This window comes from Pseudoxanthomonas sp. GM95 (assembly GCF_900109775.1).
Classification (GTDB): domain Bacteria; phylum Pseudomonadota; class Gammaproteobacteria; order Xanthomonadales; family Xanthomonadaceae; genus Pseudoxanthomonas_A.
Genome location: NZ_FOAX01000004.1, coordinates 164,521 through 182,101, shown reverse-complemented (window position 1 = coordinate 182,101; position 17,581 = coordinate 164,521). Strand labels below are relative to the sequence as shown.

16 protein-coding genes are annotated in these 17,581 nt (G+C 69.9%); 11 read left to right on the top strand and 5 right to left on the bottom strand.

Going from position 1 to position 17,581, the window contains the following annotated elements:
- Positions 1 to 300 precede the first annotated feature (300 nt).
- Genes hemF through BMZ17_RS18710 form a run of 3 tightly spaced genes read right to left on the bottom strand, consistent with a single transcriptional unit; the run spans position 301 to position 4,369 of the window.
- Positions 301 to 1,260 (bottom strand): oxygen-dependent coproporphyrinogen oxidase, encoded by a 960-nt coding sequence (gene hemF / locus BMZ17_RS18720; protein WP_093143046.1) that lies wholly within the window; start codon positions 1,258 to 1,260, stop codon positions 301 to 303.
- Positions 1,261 to 1,318: 58 nt separating this feature from the next.
- Positions 1,319 to 1,921, bottom strand: a complete 603-nt coding sequence (locus BMZ17_RS18715) for a hypothetical protein (RefSeq protein ID WP_093143043.1) — start codon at positions 1,919 to 1,921, stop codon at positions 1,319 to 1,321.
- Between the two features lie 60 nt (positions 1,922 to 1,981).
- Complete coding sequence (locus tag BMZ17_RS18710) at positions 1,982 to 4,369, bottom strand: S9 family peptidase (protein ID WP_093143040.1); 2,388 nt, start codon at positions 4,367 to 4,369, stop codon at positions 1,982 to 1,984.
- Positions 4,370 to 4,577: 208 nt separating this feature from the next.
- On the opposite strand from BMZ17_RS18710, the gene BMZ17_RS18705 reads away from it, so the two are divergent.
- The 3 genes from BMZ17_RS18705 to BMZ17_RS18695 all read left to right on the top strand — a co-directional run bounded on the left by BMZ17_RS18705 (position 4,578) and on the right by BMZ17_RS18695 (position 8,368).
- Positions 4,578 to 5,924, top strand: a complete 1,347-nt coding sequence (locus BMZ17_RS18705; RefSeq protein ID WP_093143037.1) for an AMP-binding protein — start codon at positions 4,578 to 4,580, stop codon at positions 5,922 to 5,924.
- Positions 5,925 to 5,991: 67 nt separating this feature from the next.
- Entirely contained in the window at positions 5,992 to 7,341 is a 1,350-nt protein-coding gene (locus BMZ17_RS18700; RefSeq protein ID WP_093143034.1) for an AMP-binding protein, read from the top strand.
- A gap of 13 nt (positions 7,342 to 7,354) precedes the next feature.
- Positions 7,355 to 8,368: a flagellar basal body-associated FliL family protein gene (locus tag BMZ17_RS18695; RefSeq protein ID WP_093143031.1), complete on the top strand. Its 1,014-nt coding sequence runs from the start codon at positions 7,355 to 7,357 to the stop codon at positions 8,366 to 8,368.
- A gap of 99 nt (positions 8,369 to 8,467) precedes the next feature.
- Here BMZ17_RS18695 and BMZ17_RS18690 read toward each other — a convergent pair whose 3' ends face one another.
- Together BMZ17_RS18690 and BMZ17_RS18685 are read right to left on the bottom strand one after the other, a co-directional pair.
- Entirely contained in the window at positions 8,468 to 9,469 is a 1,002-nt protein-coding gene (locus tag BMZ17_RS18690; protein WP_254775456.1) for a chorismate transformation FkbO/Hyg5 family protein, read from the bottom strand.
- Positions 9,466 to 10,851, bottom strand: a complete 1,386-nt coding sequence (locus BMZ17_RS18685; RefSeq protein WP_093143028.1) for an NAD(P)/FAD-dependent oxidoreductase — start codon at positions 10,849 to 10,851, stop codon at positions 9,466 to 9,468. Before BMZ17_RS18685 ends, BMZ17_RS18690 begins: the two co-directional genes overlap by 4 nt.
- Before the next feature lie 136 nt (positions 10,852 to 10,987).
- On the opposite strand from BMZ17_RS18685, the gene BMZ17_RS18680 reads away from it, so the two are divergent.
- From BMZ17_RS18680 to BMZ17_RS18645, 8 genes are all read left to right on the top strand, one after another.
- The gene (locus BMZ17_RS18680) at positions 10,988 to 11,257 is read left to right on the top strand and encodes a phosphopantetheine-binding protein (protein WP_093143025.1); all 270 of its coding nucleotides are present in this window, start codon (positions 10,988 to 10,990) and stop codon (positions 11,255 to 11,257) included.
- A gap of 52 nt (positions 11,258 to 11,309) precedes the next feature.
- Entirely contained in the window at positions 11,310 to 11,990 is a 681-nt protein-coding gene (locus BMZ17_RS18675; RefSeq protein WP_175485693.1) for a COG4648 family protein, read from the top strand.
- Between the two features lie 130 nt (positions 11,991 to 12,120).
- Positions 12,121 to 12,882, top strand: coding sequence for a lysophospholipid acyltransferase family protein (locus BMZ17_RS18670; protein WP_093143967.1), 762 nt, complete (start codon positions 12,121 to 12,123; stop codon positions 12,880 to 12,882).
- Positions 12,883 to 12,893: 11 nt separating this feature from the next.
- Positions 12,894 to 13,190, top strand: coding sequence for an ApeI family dehydratase (locus BMZ17_RS18665; RefSeq protein ID WP_093143016.1), 297 nt, complete (start codon positions 12,894 to 12,896; stop codon positions 13,188 to 13,190).
- Positions 13,187 to 14,170, top strand: a complete 984-nt coding sequence (locus BMZ17_RS18660) for an LpxL/LpxP family acyltransferase (RefSeq protein ID WP_093143012.1) — start codon at positions 13,187 to 13,189, stop codon at positions 14,168 to 14,170. Before BMZ17_RS18665 ends, BMZ17_RS18660 begins: the two co-directional genes overlap by 4 nt.
- Positions 14,121 to 14,756, top strand: a complete 636-nt coding sequence (locus BMZ17_RS18655) for a LolA-related protein (RefSeq protein WP_093143006.1) — start codon at positions 14,121 to 14,123, stop codon at positions 14,754 to 14,756. The genes BMZ17_RS18660 and BMZ17_RS18655 overlap by 50 nt, the downstream gene beginning before the upstream one ends.
- Positions 14,753 to 17,098, top strand: a complete 2,346-nt coding sequence (locus BMZ17_RS18650; protein WP_175485677.1) for an MMPL family transporter — start codon at positions 14,753 to 14,755, stop codon at positions 17,096 to 17,098. Before BMZ17_RS18655 ends, BMZ17_RS18650 begins: the two co-directional genes overlap by 4 nt.
- A complete protein-coding gene (locus BMZ17_RS18645; protein WP_093143002.1) occupies positions 17,085 to 17,519 on the top strand; it encodes a hotdog family protein in 435 nt (144 codons plus the stop codon). Before BMZ17_RS18650 ends, BMZ17_RS18645 begins: the two co-directional genes overlap by 14 nt.
- The last annotated feature ends 62 nt before the right edge of the window (positions 17,520 to 17,581 follow it).

The window sequence follows — 17,581 nt, the reverse complement described above, 5'->3', positions numbered from 1 at the left end:
AGATGCAAGGTCTGTCGCGGATCGCCCTCCCCATCCCCTGGGGGGCCGGTCTCCTGGTACGAAGGGCCCCTCCCCAGGTCCCCGTACCCTGGCCCCGCCGAGCTCCCCCTGCTCAGCGGGGCTTTTTTATGTCCCGACGTCGGCCGTGGTGTCTTGATCGAAGCGTGCGCATCGCGCGCTTGCGCGGCTTGATCGGCAAGCGCATCTACAGCGGAGCACGCGGCTCCACTGCGCGGTGTACGGATTCAGAAATCAGATCGAAAGCGCACAACGCCTCTGATACAAGCGGCGCTTCAGCGGCTACGGCACGATCAGTTCCGATAGCCAGTCACGCGGAACCAGATAGTCCGCCAGGCGCGCCTCAGCACTATCGGCCTCGGGCGTATAGCCATACTCCCAGCGCACGTTGGGCGGCAGGCTCATCAGGATCGATTCGGCGCGGCCGCCGCTCTGCAGGCCGAACAGCGTGCCGCGGTCGTAGACCAGGTTGAATTCGACGTAGCGGCCGCGGCGATACAGCTGGAAGTCGCGCTCGGCCGCGCTGTACGGCGTGTCCTTGCGCGCGGCCACGATCGGCAGGTACGCGTCGAGGAAGCCATCGCCTACCGCCTGCATGTAGCCGAAGTCGCGCTCGAAATCGCCGTGCAGGTCGTCGAAGAACAGCCCGCCGACGCCGCGTGTCTCGTTGCGGTGCTTGATGAAGAAATATTCGTCGCACCACTTCTTGTGGGCGTCGTAGCGCGCCTGTCCGCCGAACGGCGCGCACAGGTCGCGCGCGGTGCGGTGCCAGTGCAAAACGTCTTCGTCGACCGGATAGAACGGGGTCAGGTCGAAGCCGCCGCCGAACCACCAAGCCACCGTCTCCCCGTCGCGCTCGGCGCGGAAGTGGCGCACGTTGGCATGGGTGGTGGGCAGGTGCGGGTTGCGCGGATGGAACACCAGCGACACGCCGACCGCGCGCCACGAGGCGCCGGCCAGCTCCGGCCGCGCGGCGGTGGCCGAGGGCGGCAGCTTGTTGCCCGAGACATCGGAAAACCCGATGCCGGCCTGCTCGAACACCGCGCCGTCGCGCAGGATGCGGGTGCGGCCACCACCGCCCAGCAGCGGTGCGGCATCGCGCGCGACGGGATCGGGCGCGCCGGCACGGGTCCAGGCGTCTTCGACGAAGCGGGCGCTGCCGTCGGCGGCTTCGATGGCCGCACAGATGCGGTCCTGCAGTCCGGTGAGGTAATCGCGGACGGGGTCGATGCTGTTGTTCATGCGTGCAGTTTAAGGGCCGCCTGCGGGGCGGCATTGATTGCGATCAATCGTGGGGTGTTCAGACGAGCGGCTTGAACTGGCGGCGCACCGCGGCCGTGCATAGCTTCCAGGCGATGGCGCCGTGCAGGGCGGCGAAGACCACGGCGATGCCGGCGCTGAAGGCCGTGGCCATGGTCTTCAGCCCGGTCAGTTCCGGCGGCAGCGGCTGGTCAGGCGAGGACAGGCCCGGCTGCATCGCGACCATCTGTTCAATCACGGCCGGTACCAGCCAGACGATGCCGAAGGTCAGCACCGTGCCCACCAGCAAATACGCGATGAAGCCCAGGCGCGCCCATTCCAGCCGCTTCAGCAGGCCCCAGCCCAGCCACAGCAGCAGCGCCGAGAGGACGATGCTGACCAGGCTGATCTCCACGGCGTGGGCAAGGGTCCAGCGCAGCATCGGTGGCAGAGGCAGCGTGCCGCCGCGCAGGGCGTCCAGCATCAGCTGCAGGTTGGGATCGCTTGGGGCCGAGGCCGGCAGCAGCTGCAGCAGCCCGGTGGCTACGCCCAGCCCGCCCAGCGCGATGGTGAGCCAGGCCAGCCCGGTGACGAAGCCCTGCGCCGCATCGCGCGGCGGGGCCGTGCGGACGGACGAAGCGGGCAGCGGTGGCGGGGCGGTCATGGCGTCAGTGTGGGCCGCAGGGGCGGGCACGACAATCGCCGTGCCCGTCGCGTGGCCCGCTTACGGCGTCGGCTTGAGCGTGTCGTTGAACAGGTTCAGCACGCGCTTGTATTCGTCCAGCCACGAGTCGGCGCGGGTGAAGCCGTGGCGCTCCAGCGGATACGGCGCGATGGACCAGTTTTCCTTGTGCAGTTCGATCAGTTTCTGGGTCATGTCGACCGAGTCCTTGAAGAACACGTTGTCATCGATCATGCCGTGTGCGATCAGCAGGCGGTCCTGCAGGCCGTCGGCGTATTCGATCGGCGAGGAGGTCTTGTAGGCCTGCGGATCGATGTCTGGTGTGTTGAGGATGTTGGACGTGTACTCGTGGTTGTACTGCGTCCAGTCGGCCACCGGGCGCAGCGCCGCGCCGGCCTTGAAGGTGCCCGGGCTGCGGAACAGCGCCATGTAGGTCATGAAGCCGCCGTAGCTGCCGCCGTAGATGCCGGCGCGCGCGCGGTCGCCCTGATGATTGGCGACCAGCCAGTCCAGGCCGTCCAGGTAATCGTCCAGTTCCGGGTGGCCCATGTTGCGGTAGATCGCCGTGCGCCAGTCGCGGCCGTAACCGGCGCTGCCGCGGTAATCCAGGTCCAGCACGATGTAGCCCTGCTGGACCAGTAGGTTGTGGAACATCTGCTCGCGCGGATACGGCGGATAGCCGGCGATGGCGTTCTGCAGGTAGCCGGCACCGTGCACGAACATCACGATCGGATACTGCTTGCCCGGCACCATCTGCGCCGGCGCGTAGTACTTGCCCCAGACCGTGCCGGCGCCATGCTTGGACGGCACCTGCACCAGCTGCGGCTGGATCCACGCCTGCGCCTTGAACGCGGCGGTGCGCGTATCGGTCAGAACCTTGGCCGCGCCGCCGCCCGCCGGCACCACGGCCAACTGGGTCGGCAGGTAGCTGGCCGAATACTGGATCAGCAGCGCGCGCCCGTCCGGCGACTGGGTGAAGCCTTCCACGCCGCCGTCCAGCGCGGTGACTTCGGCCAGCTTGCCGGTCTTCGCGTCGACCTGGCAGACCTCGTAGCGGCCCGGCGCAGCTCGGTTGCAGAGGAAGTAAAAGCCATTGCCATCGGCCGACAGCACCGGCGCGGAGACTTCCCACTGGCCCGAGGTCAGCGCCTTGGCCTTCTCGCTGCCACGCTGGGTGTAGAGCTGCGAATGGCCGCCGCTTTCCGACAGCAGCCACAGCGTCTGGTTGTCGGGCATCCAACCGAATTCGTTGAACGCCCAGTTGATCCAGCCCGGGTCGGTCAGGCGGTCGCGCACCTGCAGGCGCGCGTTGGCCAGGTCCACGCCGGCGATCCAGCGGTCCTTGTTGTCGGTGGCGCGCAGCAGCACGGCGACGTTGCGTGAGTCGCTGCTCCAGTGGATCGCCGCGCCGCTGCCGTCGCCATCGCTTTCCACGCGCACGGCGCGGTCGCCCTTCAGCGGCGGCTTGCCGGCGGCCTTGCGCAGGTCGGCCAGCGGATCGGTGGCGATGCCCGGCAGGGCGTCGAAGGCCAGCGGCTTGACCGTGCCGGTGCGCATGTCGGCCAGCCACAGCGCCTGCGGCACTGGCGAGTTGCGGCCAACCAGGGTGCGGGCTTCCTGTTCCTCGGCGTAGCCGGATTCGGTCACGTAATGCGGGACCTTGCCCGCGTCGCCGGCGTCGGCGCTCTTTTCCTGGGTGACGATCAACAGCCACTGGCCGTCGGGCGACAGCGCGGTCTGCTCGATCTGGACCTTGGTACCCAGGTAGACCGGCGCGGGCGCGCGGCTGGGGTCGGCCTTGCGCCAGCTGTCCTGCTGGGCGCGCAGGGCCTCGCGCATCTGCTTGTCGTGGGCCAGGGTGGACAGGGTGCGCAGCTGCTGGTCGCGCAGCAGGTCTTCGGCCGGGGCCTTGGCCGGATCGTCCTCGGCCTTGGCCTGCGCGGCCTGGGCCACGCTGGTGCCGTTCCAGCGGAACCACTGGTTGCCCACGCGCCAGACCAGGGCGCCGTCGCTGCCGAACTGCGGCGCGGCTTCCTGCTCAAGCGTGCGGGTCAGCTGGGTCAGCGCGCCGCTGCGCAGGTTGCGCACGAAGATGTCGCCATTGCGCACGAAGGCCTGGTGCTGGCGCTTGGCGTCGTAGACCGCGCCGGTGGCGTTCAAGGTGTCGCGGGCGTCGTCGGCCACGCGCGTGGCCGCGCCGCCGCCATTGGCATCCTGGCGGAAGGTGTCGCGGATCGGCGAGCCGTTGCGCTTGAGGTCGTATTCCACGCCGCGGCTGTCCCAGGTCCAGCGGGCGTCCTCGACCGGCGGGCCGATCCAGTCCAGGTCGGCCATCACCTGTTCGATGGTCAGCGGCGGGCTGGCGGGCGCCTGGGCGAAGGCGGCAGGCGAAACCAGCAGGCAGGACAACACGGCGGCGGACAGGCGCATCGGCAGGATCGATCCGGAAAGTCGGGCAAGACAGGAAAGGGTAGCAGCCGCTCCGCGGCGGTCGCACCGGCCCAAGGTCATGGCCGCCGAGGCCGCCATCACTGGATTTGGGCCCGCGCGGCTTGCCCGCCCGGCGCCCAGCCGCCACAGTACGGCCGGACATCCGGCAATCGTCGCGCCGGATCGCATCAGGGAAGCAGGACCTTCTATGTCAGCCGTCATCCATCCCGCGCCCTCGGCGCCCGGCCTGTGCGCCTTGGGCGTCGGCGCGCTCGACCGCATCGTCGCCTACAGCGGCGGCCAGCCGATCGCGCTGGGCACCTTCCACGCACACGTGCGCGCCCTGGCCGCGCAGCTGCCGGCCGGCCGCCATGCGGTCAACCTGTGCGAGGACCGCTACCGCTTCCTGGTGGCGTTCTGCGCGGTGGCCCTGCGTGGGCAGATCACGCTGCTGCCGCCCTCGCGCGCGCCGGCGGTGGTGCTGGATGTGATGCAGCGCCACAGCGAGAGCTACGCGCTGGGCGATGCGGCCGCCGATCCGGCCACACCGGATTACTGGCGCATGCCTGCGGTGTTGGAAGAAGCCGACGGCCCGGTGCCGGAAGTGGCCGACGATGCGGTGGTGGTGATCGGCTTCACTTCTGGCAGCACCGGCGCGCCAAAGCCTTTTCCCAAGACGCTGGCGGCCTTCCGCACCAGCAACGCGCAGAACCTCAGCGCGGTGGCCGACCTGTGGGGCTGCGCCACGCCCAGCCTGGTGGCGACCGTGCCGCCGCAGCACATGTACGGCATGGAGATGTCGGTGGTGATGCCGCTGCTTAGCGACGCCACCGTGCACGGCGGCAAGCCGTTCTTCCCCGAGGACGTGGCCCGCGCGCTGGCGCAGATGCCCGAGCCGCGCCTGCTGGTGACCACGCCGGTGCACCTGCGCGCGCTGGTGGAATCGGGCGTGTCGCTGCCGCCCATCGCCGGCTACGTCTCGGCCACCGCGCCGCTGGAGCAGGCGCTGGCCCAGGCCACCGAGGCGCGCTTCGGCGGCGAACTGCGTGAGACCTTCGGCTCGACCGAGACCTGCATCTTCGCCCGTCGCCGCACCGCGCTGGAAACCGCCTGGACGCCACTGCCCGGCGTGTGGGTGCAGCCGCAGCCCGACGGCACCCTGGTGCACGCGCGCCACCTGCCGCAACCGGTACCGCTGGCCGATCTGATGGAAGTCGAAGCCGATGGCCGCTTCCACCTGCGCGGCCGCCAGGCCGATCTGCTGGAGATCGCCGGCAAGCGGGCATCGCTGGGCGATCTCACCCGTCGCCTGCTGGCCGTGCCCGGCGTGCGCGACGGCGCGGTGATGCAGCTGGAGCCGGACGACATGGGCGTGCGTCGCATCGCCGCGCTGGTGGTGGCGCCGGACCTGGCCGAAGCCGACCTGCTGGATGCGCTGCGCGGGGCGATGGACCCGGTGTTCCTGCCGCGCAGGATTCGCTTCGTCGCGTCGCTGCCGCGCGGCGAAACCGGCAAACTGCCGCGCGATGCCGCGCTGCGCCTGCTGGAACACTGATTCAAGGACGCATCAGGCCATCCGCGTCACGCTGCACGCGTCACGCATGAGGATTCCACACCACGCCATGTCGGCCGTCATCGACACATCGCCCCGCCCGGCAGGACGCTGCGCGCTGGGCACCGGCGCGCCGGCGCGGGTGATCGCCCACGCCGGCGGCCGCGACATCACTCTGTCCACCTTCCATGCGCAGGTGCGCGCGCTGGCCGCGCAGCTGCCCGCTGGCCAGCACGCGGTGAACCTGTGCGAGGACCGCTATCGCTTCATGGTCGCGCTGTGCGCGGTGGCGCTGCGCGGCCAGGTCACGCTGCTGCCGCCCTCGCGCGCCCCGGCGGTGGTGGACGATGTCATGGCACGCCAACCGGCGACCTATGCGATCGGCGACGAAGCACTACACCCGGCGCCGGCCCACTACTGGCGCATGCCCGACGTGCTCGGCGAAGCCGACGGCGAGGTGCCGGAGATCGACGAGGATGCGGTGATGGCGGTGGCCTTCACCTCCGGCAGCACGGGCGCGCCGAAGGCCTTTCCCAAGACGCTGGCGCAGTTCCGCACGAGCACCGCGCAGCTGGTCGCGTCGATGGCCGAACTGTGGGACGGGCGCGCGCCGAGCATCGTGGCGACCGTGCCGGCCCAGCACATGTTCGGCCTGGAGCAGTCGGTGATGGTGCCGCTGCTGGCCGAGGCGACCGCGCACGGCGGCCGGCCGTTCTTCCCGCAGGACGTGGCGCGCGCGCTGGCGCAGATGCCCGCGCCGCGCATGCTGATCACCACGCCGGTGCACCTGCGCGCACTGATCGAATCGGGCATCGCGCTGCCGGCCATCGCCGGCTGCGTCTCGGCCACCGCGCCGCTGGAACAGGCACTGGCATGCCAGGCCGAGGCGCGCTTCGGCGGCCAGGTGCGCGAGATTTTCGGCTCGACCGAAACCTGCATCTTCGCCACCCGCCGTACCGCGATGGAATCCGCATGGACGCCGCTGCCCGGCGTGAGCGTGCAGCCGCAGCCGGACGGCACCCTGATCGATGCGCCGCACCTGTCCGCGCCCGTCGTGCTGGCCGACCTGATGGAGGTCGACGCCGAGGGCCGCTTCCACCTGCGCGGCCGCCAGGCCGACCTGCTGGAGATTGCCGGCAAGCGGGCATCGCTGGGCGATCTCACCCGCCGCCTGCTGGCCGTGCCCGGCGTGCGGGACGGGGTGATGGTGCAGATCGACAGGCCAGGCAAGGTACGCCGCATCGCCGCGCTGGTGGTCGCGCTGGGACTGTCCGAGAGCGATGTGCTGTCCAGCCTGCGCGAGGCCATGGACCCGGTGTTCCTGCCGCGCAAGATTCGCTTCGTCGACACACTGCCGCGCACCGACACCGGCAAACTGCCGCGCGCGGACTTGATGCGGCTGCTGGGGGAAACGACATGACGGAGCGGGGGCGATGAAGCGCGCGCAGGGCATCGCGCTGGGCGTGCTGGCGTGCGCCGGGATCGCGGCGGGCGTGTGGTGGTGGCAACGCGGCCAGGCGCCGTCGGCTGCGCCCGTCGTGGCGACCGGTGTGGCCGTTGCGCCTGCGGTGTCCGCGCCCAAGGTCGCCAGCCTCGGCGCGGCGCAGACGCCGCTGCCCGATGACGGCACGCCGCTACGGCTGGTGTTCGACGGGTTGAAGCAGCGCGCCAATGGCGGCGACGCGCGCGCGGCCTGTCGCCTGGCCGCCGAGCTGGAGAAGTGCGAGCGCGTGCGCACACAGCTGGCGCAGTTCGACGATCAGCTCGGCTTCCAGCAGGAGCGGATGGAGCGGGAAACCGATCCGCAGCAGCGGGCCCGCATGCAGCAGGGCATGGACCGCTTCACCGGCGGGCGCGGCCAGCAGCTGCTGCAGGATTCAGAACAGTGTGATGGCGCGCCGTATGTCTCGCCGGCCGAGCGCGCCACGTTGTGGCGTGCGGCGGCGCTGGGCGGCAGCCTGCCGGCGCTGACCCAGTACGCGGTCGGCAATGCGTTCCGCACCCGCGACACGCTGGACCTGCTGCCGCAGCTGCAGGTCTATCGCAACGAGGCCGAGAGCCTGGCGTTGCAGGCCGCCCAGCGCGGCAGCCTCAAGGCGACCCTGGCGCTGGCTGCGGCGTATTCGCCGAACCGCGATACCGGCCGCCGCACGTACTTGGCGCAGGTGGTGAACAGCGATGCCGGCAAGTCGCTGGCGTTCTACCTGCAGGCGCAAAGCGCGTTCACCGCGCAGGGCAACGCCTCAGGCACGCCGCCGATGCGGCTGGGCTTCGTCAATCGCAATATCGATGCGCTGCGCAAGACCCTGAGTGCCGACCAGATCGCCCAGGCCGAGGCGCAGGCCGGGCAGCTCAAACAGGGCTGGACCGCACAGGACACGACCGGCGGCAGTTTCTCGCCCGATGGCGGCACGTCGGATATCGAGCCGCAGGCCTGCAGCGACTGAGTGCGCTGCAGGGTTGTTGTGGGAGCGGCTTCAGCAGCGAGGGGGGCTTCACCGGTAAAGCCCTGCCGCTGCTGAAGCAGCTCCCACAAAACGCATCGCTCAGGCGCCGTGCACGCCGTCGATTTCGATGCGCAGGTCGCGTCGGCAGACCGTGGCATGCAGCAGCACGCGCGGCACCTCGGCCGGCAGGCGCGCGTCCAGCAGCGCGGCGACCAGCGGCAATTCATCGGCATCGCGCACGTAGACCTTCAAGCGGCTGTCGGCGTTGAAGTGCGCCGGCAGCGCGGGTGCGTGGCGGTGCGCGCTGGCGATCAGCGCATCGAAGTTGGCGAAGGTTTCGTCCAGCTGCGCCTGGGTCGATTCGGGATGCAGGGTCTGATGCCCAACCACCGCCGCGGTGCCCGACAGCAGCAGCGGCGTGTGCACGCCGGCCGGCGGCAGCATCGCGCGGGCGAAGCTCGGCGACTGCGGGCCGTACTGGCGCGGGTAGCGATACGCGCTGACCTGGCGCGGATTTTCCACCGGCGTGCCGGGGCGATTGCAGGCCAGCCAGTACACCTGCAGCGTGCGCACGCCATCGACACGGCCGATGCCGGTGGCGGCGGGCAGGTGCGTGGCGTCGAACTGGCCCAGCCCGCGCGCGCGGCCGACGCAGAACTGGCGATAGCGCTCGTCGTCGCCTTCGCCCTCGGTGATGCCGTCCAGGTAGTTCCACACGCGTAGCAGGTGCGGCGTGGCGCTATTGGGCAGAAACTGCGAGAGCAGCGCGTAGGCCTGCGCGCCGGCGGTCTCGATGTCGCCGTCGACTTCGTCGATCTCGATCGCGCCGAACTGCAGCGTGCCGTCGCTGGCCCAGGCCACGGCGCCATCGCGGCCACGCACGACCGGCCGGGTGCTGCGCCAGACTTCCAGCGGCGCCGCGCCATAGGGCGACAGTGGCACGCGCAGGTAGCGCGGATCGTCGCTGCCCGGCGCGTCCGGCCCGAAGCCGAACACCGCCAACACGTGGTCATCGGCCAGCAGCGCGTCCAGCGTCTCGGCCGGCACGTAGTCCACGGCCAGCTGGGTGGCGTCGACGAAGGCTTCCTGCGGACGGCTCATGCCTGGTCTCCGTGCAGGGTTTCGCCGCTGAAGCCTTCGGCCCGCTGGCGCCGGCGCCGGCGCCAGGCCTGGAAGGCCTGCGGCACCATCGACAGCACGTGCGCGCCGTAGATCAGGCGGAACACCCGCAGCCGGCGGGTCACGCGCGGCGCATCGAAGACATCGCCCGCCAGCATCGCCACCACGGCCGATTCGACCTGCAGCACGTCACGGGGATTGGCAAACAGCAAACGCATGGTCGGTGAAGTAAAGCGATAGATGAACCATTTGAACTCATCCAGCCCCGCATCGAGATGACGATGCAGTCCACGCCGCAGCCGCGGGGCCTGTTGCGGCGCGCGCAGCGCGGCATCGACCATCGCCGCGCCCTTCTCGGCGCTGTGCATGGCCAGGAACACGCCGGAGGAAAACATCGGATCGACGAAGGCATACGCATCGCCCAGCAGCAGCCAGCACGGGCCGCTCATCTGCGTGCATTCGTAGGCGTAGTTGCCGGTGGCGTGGACCGGCGCGCAGCGCACCGCGCCGGCCATGCGTTCGGTCACTTCATCGTTGAGCTTGAGTGTGTCGAGCAGGAAGGTTTCAAGATCGCCGCTGCGGGTCTTGAGGTAATCGGGGAAGCACACCGCCCCCACGCTCATCACATCGCCCGGCAGCGGGATCAGCCACATCCAGCCGTGCGGATGGCGGTAGATGCTGATGTTGCCGGCGTCCTCGCCCGGCCGCCGCGCCACGCCGGTGTAGTGGCTGAACACCGCCGCCGACTGGTGCTGTGGGTTCTTGCGCTTGAGCTTGAGCTTGCTGCCCAGGAAGGCATCGCGGCCGCTGGCGTCGAGCAGCCACTGCGGGCGCAGGGTGTGGCTGGCGCCGCCCTGGCGCACCTGCACCACCGGCTGCTCGCCTTCGAAGTTCACCGCGGTGACGGCGGCGCCTTCGTGCGCGTCCACGCCCTCGCTGCGCGCCTTGGCGAACAGGATCCGGTCGAAGTCTGCGCGCGGCACCTGCAGGGCGAAGTCGCTTTTGGCGCCCAGCGCCTTGGAGAACCGGAAGGTGTTGTAGCCGCCGCCGTCCTTGGGGAAATCGGCGCCCAGCTTGAGCGTGCCGATGGCGCGCATCTCGTCGAGCACGCCGAGTTTTTCCAGCAGCGGCATGGTCATCGGCAGCAGCGACTCGCCGATATGGAAGCGCGGGTGGTGGTCCTTTTCCAGCAGGGTGACCTGCCAGCCGGCGCGGGCCAGCAGGATCGCCGCGGTGCTGCCGGCCGGGCCGCCGCCGATGATCAGTACGTCCGGCGAAGCCTGTGGCGCGCGGGCTGGCGGCGTGGCCACCGGGGCGGCGGCATCGACAGCGGGCGGGGCGATCACGGCTTCAGCGGGGGTCATGCGTGCGAACCTTCGCGTGTGGCAAGTCCTGACAAGGTGGTCATCATAGCCTGCGCCCCGCGGCCGGCCCACGGTTGCGCGGGCGCGCCCGATGCACCATCGTGTCGCACCTTCAACGCACTGGAAGCACCGTCGTATGTCCGCCCAAACCGCCGAAGAACACGCGCTGGCCGAGCTGCTGGTCGAGAGCCTGAATCTGGAAGACGTGAACGCCGGCGAGATCGATCCCGAAGCCCCGCTGTTCAACACCGGCCTGGGCCTGGATTCGATCGACGCGCTGGAACTGGCGCTGGCCATCGGCAAGAAATACGGCTTCCAGCTGCGCTCGGACAGCGAGGACAACCAGCGCATCTTCGCCTCGCTGCGTGCGCTGTCGGCGCATGTCCAGGCCAACAAGACCACCTGAGATCCCCGCTTCGGCGCCCGCTCCGCAGGCCGACGCCGGCGCCCCGTGGGCGATGGGCGTGGCGCTGCTGCTGGCGATCGCCTATTCGCCGCTGGCCCACTGGGCTAACGCCTCCGGCCGTAGCGACCTGGCCGTGCTGGCCGGCGTGGCCCTGGTCCTGATGCTGCTGATCGAACCGATGGCCTGCCGGCGCTGGTGGGCCTGGGCGTTGGCCGTGGTGCTGCTGGCGCTGCTGCTGCCGCTGTGGCATTCGCCGCATGCGCTGCTGCTGCTGACTGCGCCGCCGGTGGTGTTCACCGGCTGGGTGGCGTGGTTCTTCGGCCGCAGCCTGCGCGCCGGACGCGTGCCGCTGATCACCCGGATCGTCTCCGGCCTGTACGCCCAGGCCGGTCAGGCGCTGAGCGCCGCGCAGCTGACCTATACGCGGCGACTCACGCAGTGCTGGACCGGGCTGCTGACAGCGATGACGGTGGTCAACCTGCTGCTGGGGCTGTGGGCCGTGCCCGGCGGGGTGCTGGCCCAGCTGGGCCGGGTGCCGCCGCTGGCGATCCCCGATGAACAGGCGTCGCTGTTCGCCAACCTGCTGGGCTACGGGGTGATCGGCGGATTCTTCCTGGGCGAATACCTGCTGCGCGCGCGCTGGTTCCCGGTGCGGCCGTACCGGAACTTCGTCGATTTCGTGCGCCAGCTGGCGCGGCTGGGGCCGGGCTTCTGGCGCGACGTGCTGCGCTGAACCCCGCGCGCGGCAGGCGAGCACCGTTCACGCCAGCAGCGGCATTCACCGTTAAAAAATCGCAAAACCAAGCCGCCCAAGCGGGCAGTGGCCGGGTATCCTGTCCCACATGAGCACCTCGACCGACAACATGGATGTGCAGTCGTCGCGGACCTCCGGCAACCTCGCCTGGACCGTCCTCAACGTCCTGCAACTGGTCTACACCCTGGCCTGGACGGCCGGCTGGATCACCCTGGCGCTGCTGCTGCGCGCGCTGGGCGTGAGGAGCGAGCGGGTCCTGCGCATGGCCGCGCGCTGCTGGGCGCCGGGCCTGCTGGCCGGCGGCAAGATCAACCTGGTGATCGAAGGCGGGGAGGGCATCGACTGGACCCGGCCGCACCTGCTGGTGTCCAACCACCAGTCGGTGATCGACATCTGCGTGCTGTACATGGCCGTGCCGGCGCCGCTGCGCTTCCTGCTCAAGGCCGAGATGCTCAAGGTGCCGTTCGTGAACTGGTACGCCCAGGCCACCGGCATGCTGTTCCTGGATCGCGACAGCCGCCGCGCCGGCGCGCTGGTCCGGCGCAAGGCCGCCGCGTTGCTGGCCCAGGGCCAGAATCTGTGCCTGTTCCCCGAAGGCACCCGCAGTCGCACCGGCGCGCTGGCGCCGTTCAAGGCCGGGCTGCTGCAGGCGGCGATCGATGCCGAAGTGCCGGTGGTGCCGGTCGCCATCGACGGCTGCGGCAAGGTGCTGCCGGTGCAGGGCCTGTTCCGCGCGCGTCCGGGCACGATCCGGGTGCGGATCGGCGCGCCGATCCCGACCCGGGGCGAAGACGGCGTACTGCTGGACCGCCAGGCCCTGACCCAGCGCGCCCATGACACGGTGCGCACCCTGCTGGAACCGCGGATCTAAGCACCGCGCGTATGGAATTCGCAGTCCCGCATGACCATCCCGCCTTGCCGGGCCACTTTCCCGGCCGTCCGATCGTGCCGGGCGTGGTCGTGCTGGACCACGTGCTGGAAGCGGTCGAAGCGACCTGCGGCCCGCTGCGTGGCGGCCTGCGCCTGCCGCAGGTCAAGTTCGTCCAGCCGCTGCTGCCCGGTGAACGCGCCCGGATCGAGTTGAACGGCGACGCACCGCGCTGGCGCTTCAAAGTGCTGCGCGGCGATATCCTGTTGGCCAGTGGCGAAGTCGTCGCGGTGGAAGAGGGCGACGCATGAACAGCACCTGGAAACAGCGGCCGGAAGGCGGCAACAAGTTTGCGATGTGGCTGCTGCGCGGCATCGCCTGCCACGGCGGGCGCGGCGTGGCGCGGCTGCTGCTGGTGCCGATCACCGCCTACTTCATGCTGGTGCGCGGGCCCGAACGCCGCGCCTCGCAGGCCTATCTGGGCCGCGTGCTGGGCCGGCCGGTGCGCTGGCGCGATACCGCCCGCCACATCCACACCTTCGCCTCTGTGATCCTGGACCGCGTGTTCCTGCTGAGCGGGCGGATGGAGCAGTTCCGGGTCGATGTGACCGGCCTGGAAGACCTGCACGCGCAGATGGACAAGGGCCGCGGCGTGCTGATCTTCGGCTCGCACCTGGGCAGCTTCGACGCGCTGCGCGTGCTGGCCCAGGAACGGCCCGACGTGCAGGTCAAGGTGGTCCTGGACAAGGCCCAGGCGCCGGCGATGACCGAGCTGCTGGGCGCGCTGAATCCACGCCTGGCCGACTGCATCATCGATGCCAGCATGGACAGCACCTCGATCGTCATGGCGATCAAGCAGGCCACCGACGAAGGCAACCTGGTCGCTTTGCTGGTGGACCGCACCCGGCCGGAAGATCCATATCTGCCTGCCCAGTTCCTCGGCGCGCAGGCGCAGTTCCCGACCTCGCCGTGGCTGATCGCCGCGGTGCTCAAGGTGCCGGTGGTGCTGGCCTTCGGCCTGTACCACGGCAAGGCGCATTATTCGCTGGCATTCGAAACCTACAGCGATGGCCTGGAAGTCTCGCGCCGCAATCGCGCCGCCTGCCTGGGCGCGCTCATCCGCGGTTATGCCGAACGGCTGGAGCATTACGCCCGGCGCGCGCCCTACAACTGGTTCAACTTCTATGATTTCTGGAATGCCAAGCATGTCGAGGGCAACATCCACGCGGACCTGGGCGCTGATGCTGACGCTGCTGTGCAGCGCCGGACCGCTGTGCGCCGCATCGCCTGAGCCGGCTTCCGCCCAGGTCGATCCGGCCTGGATCCTGTCCAAGATCGCCCGGCCCGGCGCCATCACCACCCAGTTCGTCGAACTGCGCGGCTCGGCCCTGCTGAAGACGCCGCTGCGCGTGGAAGGCCGCTACGCACGCGATGCCGACGCGACCCTGGTGCGCGAAGTCACCGCGCCGTACCACGAGAAGATCACGCTCAAGGGCGACACCGCCACGCTGGAGCGCGACGGCAAGAAGCCGCGCACGTTCTCGCTGTCGCGCGCGCCGGAGCTGGCCGACCTGCAGAAGGGTTTCGGCGCGCTGCTGTCCGGCGATGCCAGCCAATTGGAGCAGCACTACACGCTGACCGCCGGCGGCACCCGCCAGGCCTGGCAGCTCAAGCTCGATCCCAAGGACGCCGCCGCGGCCAAGGCGCCGGTGCGCGACCTGCAGCTCTACGGCAAGGGCGCCGAACTGCGCTGCATCGAGACCACCAGCGACAAGGGTGAAGTGCAGCGCACCCTGCTGGCCGGCGCCGCCCAGGCGGCCGCCAAGCTCACCGAGGGCGATGCCCTGACCGCGCTCTGCCGCGGCCACGCAGGGTGAGGCTTCCCGCTTACGCGCGAACCGGCCTGGCGGTGCTCTGGCTGGCGGCGCTGCTCGGCCTGGGCGCGTGGCTGGGCAACACGATCAAGCTATCCGGCGACCTGCGCAAGTTCATGCCCGAGGCGCGCACGCCCGCGCAGAAGCTGCTGCTGGACGAACTGGGCGAAGGCCCCGGCTCGCGCCTGCTGCTGATGGCGATCTCCGGCAGCGATCCGGCCACGCTGGCGAAACAGTCGCAGGCGCTGCGCGCCAAGCTGGACGCGGACAACGACGCCTTCGCCATGATCACCAACGGCGGCGAATCGGCCGCCGATGCGATCCCGGCCAAGTGGCTGCCGTACCGCTTCCTGCTGAGCGACCGCTACGACACCCACCCGCTGGACGCGGCCACGCTCAAGGCCGAACTGGCCGAGCGCGTGCAGGACCTGGGCTCGCCCGCGGCCGGGATGATCGAGCCGCTGCTGCCGCGCGACCCCACGCTGGAACTGCTGCACGTGGCCGAAAGCCTGCAGCCGACCAAGACCCCGCAGCAGATCGAAGGCGTGTGGTTCGACAAGGCCGGCAAGCGCGCGCTGCTGGTCGCCCAGACCATCTCCGGCGGCTTCGATCCCAACGGCCAGCAGCAGGCCGTGGCCGAGATCAATACGGCCTTCGATGAGATTGCCAAGGGCACCCAGAGCAAGCTGTTGCTGACCGGGCCGGGCGCGTTCTCGGTGGAGATCAGCACGCGCACGCAGGCCGAGACGCAGTGGATCGGCGTGTTCGACACCGTCGGGCTGATCGTGTTGCTGCTAGTGGCCTATCGCAGCTGGAAGATCCCGCTGCTGGGCGTGCTGCCGCTGGCCAGCGCCGGCCTGGCCGGCATGGTCGCGGTGATGCTGTGCTTCGACCAGGTGCATGGCATCACCCTGGCGTTCGGCTTCACCCTGATCGGCGTGGTCCAGGATTATCCGATCCATCTTTTCAGCCACCAGCGTCCCGGGCTGGACCCGCGCGCCAACGCGCGCCACCTGTGGCCGACCTTGGCCACCGGCGTGGTCTCCACCTGCATCGCCTACATCACCTTCTTCTTCTCCGGCGTGGAAGGCCTGCGCCAGCTCGCGGTGTTCACCATCAGCGGCCTGGGCACCGCTGCGCTGCTCACGCGCCTGGTGATGCCCGAGCTGCTGGACCCGGCCTCGCGCGACTTCGCCGATTCGAAACTGATGGCGCGCCTGGGCAATGCGATCGAACGCCTGCCGCGGCCGCGCTGGTCGCTGGCCGCGCTGGCGGTGATCGCCGCGGTGGTGATCGTGGCGATGCCGACGCCGTTCTGGCAGAACGACCTGTCCAAGCTCACCCCGGTGCCGATCGAATCGCTGCTGCAGGACCAGGACCTGCGCCAGGAACTGGGCGCGCCCGACGTGCTCTACGTGCTGGCCGTGCAGGCGCCGACCAAGGAAGGCGCCCTGGCCGCCTCCGAAGCCCTGCGCCCGCGCCTGGATGCACAGGTGGCCAAGGGTGAACTCAGCGCCTACGACATGGCCGCGCGTTACCTGCCCAGCCTGGCCGTGCAACGGCATCGCCAGCAGCAGCTGCCGGCGCCGGCGCAAGCCAAGGCGATGCTGGAATCGGCGCTGGTGGGATCGCCGTTCCGCAGCGAGGTGTTTGCCCCGTTCCTGGCCGACCTGGAGCAGGCGCGCACGGCCAAGCCGCTCAGCGAAGACGACCTGGCCGACACGCCCTTGGCGTCGATGGTGCAGGGCCTGTTGCTGGACGGCGGCGACCACACCACCGCATTGGTGTCGATGAGCGGCATCCGCGATCCGCAAGCGCTGGCGGCCGCACTGCAGGGCAGCGGCGCGCAGTGGATGGACCTGCGCGAAGCCTCGCGCACTTTGGTCAACACCTACCACCGCGTGCTGGTGGCGATGGGCGTGGCCGCGGTGCTGTTGGCCATCGCGGTGAGCATCGCCCTGCGCGATCGCCGCCGCATCGTGCGCGTGCTGCTGCCGATGGGCCTGAGCGTACTGCTGATCCTGGCGGTGCTGCGCGGTTGTGGCGTGGAGCTCAACCTGTTCCACCTGATCTCGATGATCCTGGGCGCCGGACTGGGCCTGGATTACGCGCTGTTCTTCGACCACGCCGGCGACGATCCGGCCGATCAGCGCCGCACCCTGCACGCGCTGATCGTGTGCAGCCTGATGACACTGCTGGTGTTCGTGCTGCTGGCCCTGTCCAGCATCCCGGTGCTGCGCGCGATCGGCGCGACCGTGGCGATGGGCGTGGTGTTCAACTTCGTCCTGGCGCTGCTGGTCTCGCGCCAGCCGCATGCCAAGCCGGTGGCCGATGCACACGCGTGAGGCCATCGCCGCGCTGGTGCCGCACCAGGGCCTGATGTGCCTGTGGGAAGACGTGATGCAGTGGGACGACACGCGCATCGTGCTGCGCAGCCACGGCCATCGCGATGCCGCGCATCCGCTGCGTTCGCACGGCTGCCTGCGCGCGGTGCACCTGTGCGAATACGGCGCGCAGGCGATGGCCGTGCATGGCGGCCTGCTCGGCCAGGCCAGCGGCGCGCCGGTGCGCCCGGGCGTGCTGGTCGCACTGCGCAACGTGCAACTGTATGTGGACACGCTCGACGAGTTGGAAGGCGCGCTGGAAGCGCAGGCCGAAGTGCTGATGCAGGGCGAGGACAGCCAGCAGTACGTGTTCCGCATCGAACATGCCGGCACCTTGCTTGCAGAGGGTCGTGCATCGGTCGTGCTGGGGCCAGCCGCTTAGTCATCGCCTTTGCGAAGTGGCATCTGTGGGCGCCGATGCATCGGCGATCTGGCTTCCCCATT

Bases quoted from the DNA above. Each gene is read 5' to 3' on its own strand.
- hemF (WP_093143046.1), bottom strand. From the start codon at position 1,260: ATGAACAACAGCATCGACCCCGTCCGCGATTACCTCACCGGACTGCAG.
- BMZ17_RS18715 (WP_093143043.1), bottom strand. From the start codon at position 1,921: ATGACCGCCCCGCCACCGCTGCCCGCTTCGTCCGTCCGCACGGCCCCG.
- BMZ17_RS18710 (WP_093143040.1), bottom strand. From the start codon at position 4,369: ATGCGCCTGTCCGCCGCCGTGTTGTCCTGCCTGCTGGTTTCGCCTGCC.
- BMZ17_RS18705 (WP_093143037.1), top strand. From the start codon at position 4,578: ATGTCAGCCGTCATCCATCCCGCGCCCTCGGCGCCCGGCCTGTGCGCC.
- BMZ17_RS18700 (WP_093143034.1), top strand. From the start codon at position 5,992: ATGTCGGCCGTCATCGACACATCGCCCCGCCCGGCAGGACGCTGCGCG.
- BMZ17_RS18695 (WP_093143031.1), top strand. From the start codon at position 7,355: ATGAAGCGCGCGCAGGGCATCGCGCTGGGCGTGCTGGCGTGCGCCGGG.
- BMZ17_RS18690 (WP_254775456.1), bottom strand. From the start codon at position 9,469: ATGAGCCGTCCGCAGGAAGCCTTCGTCGACGCCACCCAGCTGGCCGTG.
- BMZ17_RS18685 (WP_093143028.1), bottom strand. From the start codon at position 10,851: ATGACCCCCGCTGAAGCCGTGATCGCCCCGCCCGCTGTCGATGCCGCC.
- BMZ17_RS18680 (WP_093143025.1), top strand. From the start codon at position 10,988: ATGTCCGCCCAAACCGCCGAAGAACACGCGCTGGCCGAGCTGCTGGTC.
- BMZ17_RS18675 (WP_175485693.1), top strand. From the start codon at position 11,310: ATGGGCGTGGCGCTGCTGCTGGCGATCGCCTATTCGCCGCTGGCCCAC.
- BMZ17_RS18670 (WP_093143967.1), top strand. From the start codon at position 12,121: ATGGATGTGCAGTCGTCGCGGACCTCCGGCAACCTCGCCTGGACCGTC.
- BMZ17_RS18665 (WP_093143016.1), top strand. From the start codon at position 12,894: ATGGAATTCGCAGTCCCGCATGACCATCCCGCCTTGCCGGGCCACTTT.
- BMZ17_RS18660 (WP_093143012.1), top strand. From the start codon at position 13,187: ATGAACAGCACCTGGAAACAGCGGCCGGAAGGCGGCAACAAGTTTGCG.
- BMZ17_RS18655 (WP_093143006.1), top strand. From the start codon at position 14,121: ATGCTGACGCTGCTGTGCAGCGCCGGACCGCTGTGCGCCGCATCGCCT.
- BMZ17_RS18645 (WP_093143002.1), top strand. From the start codon at position 17,085: ATGCACACGCGTGAGGCCATCGCCGCGCTGGTGCCGCACCAGGGCCTG.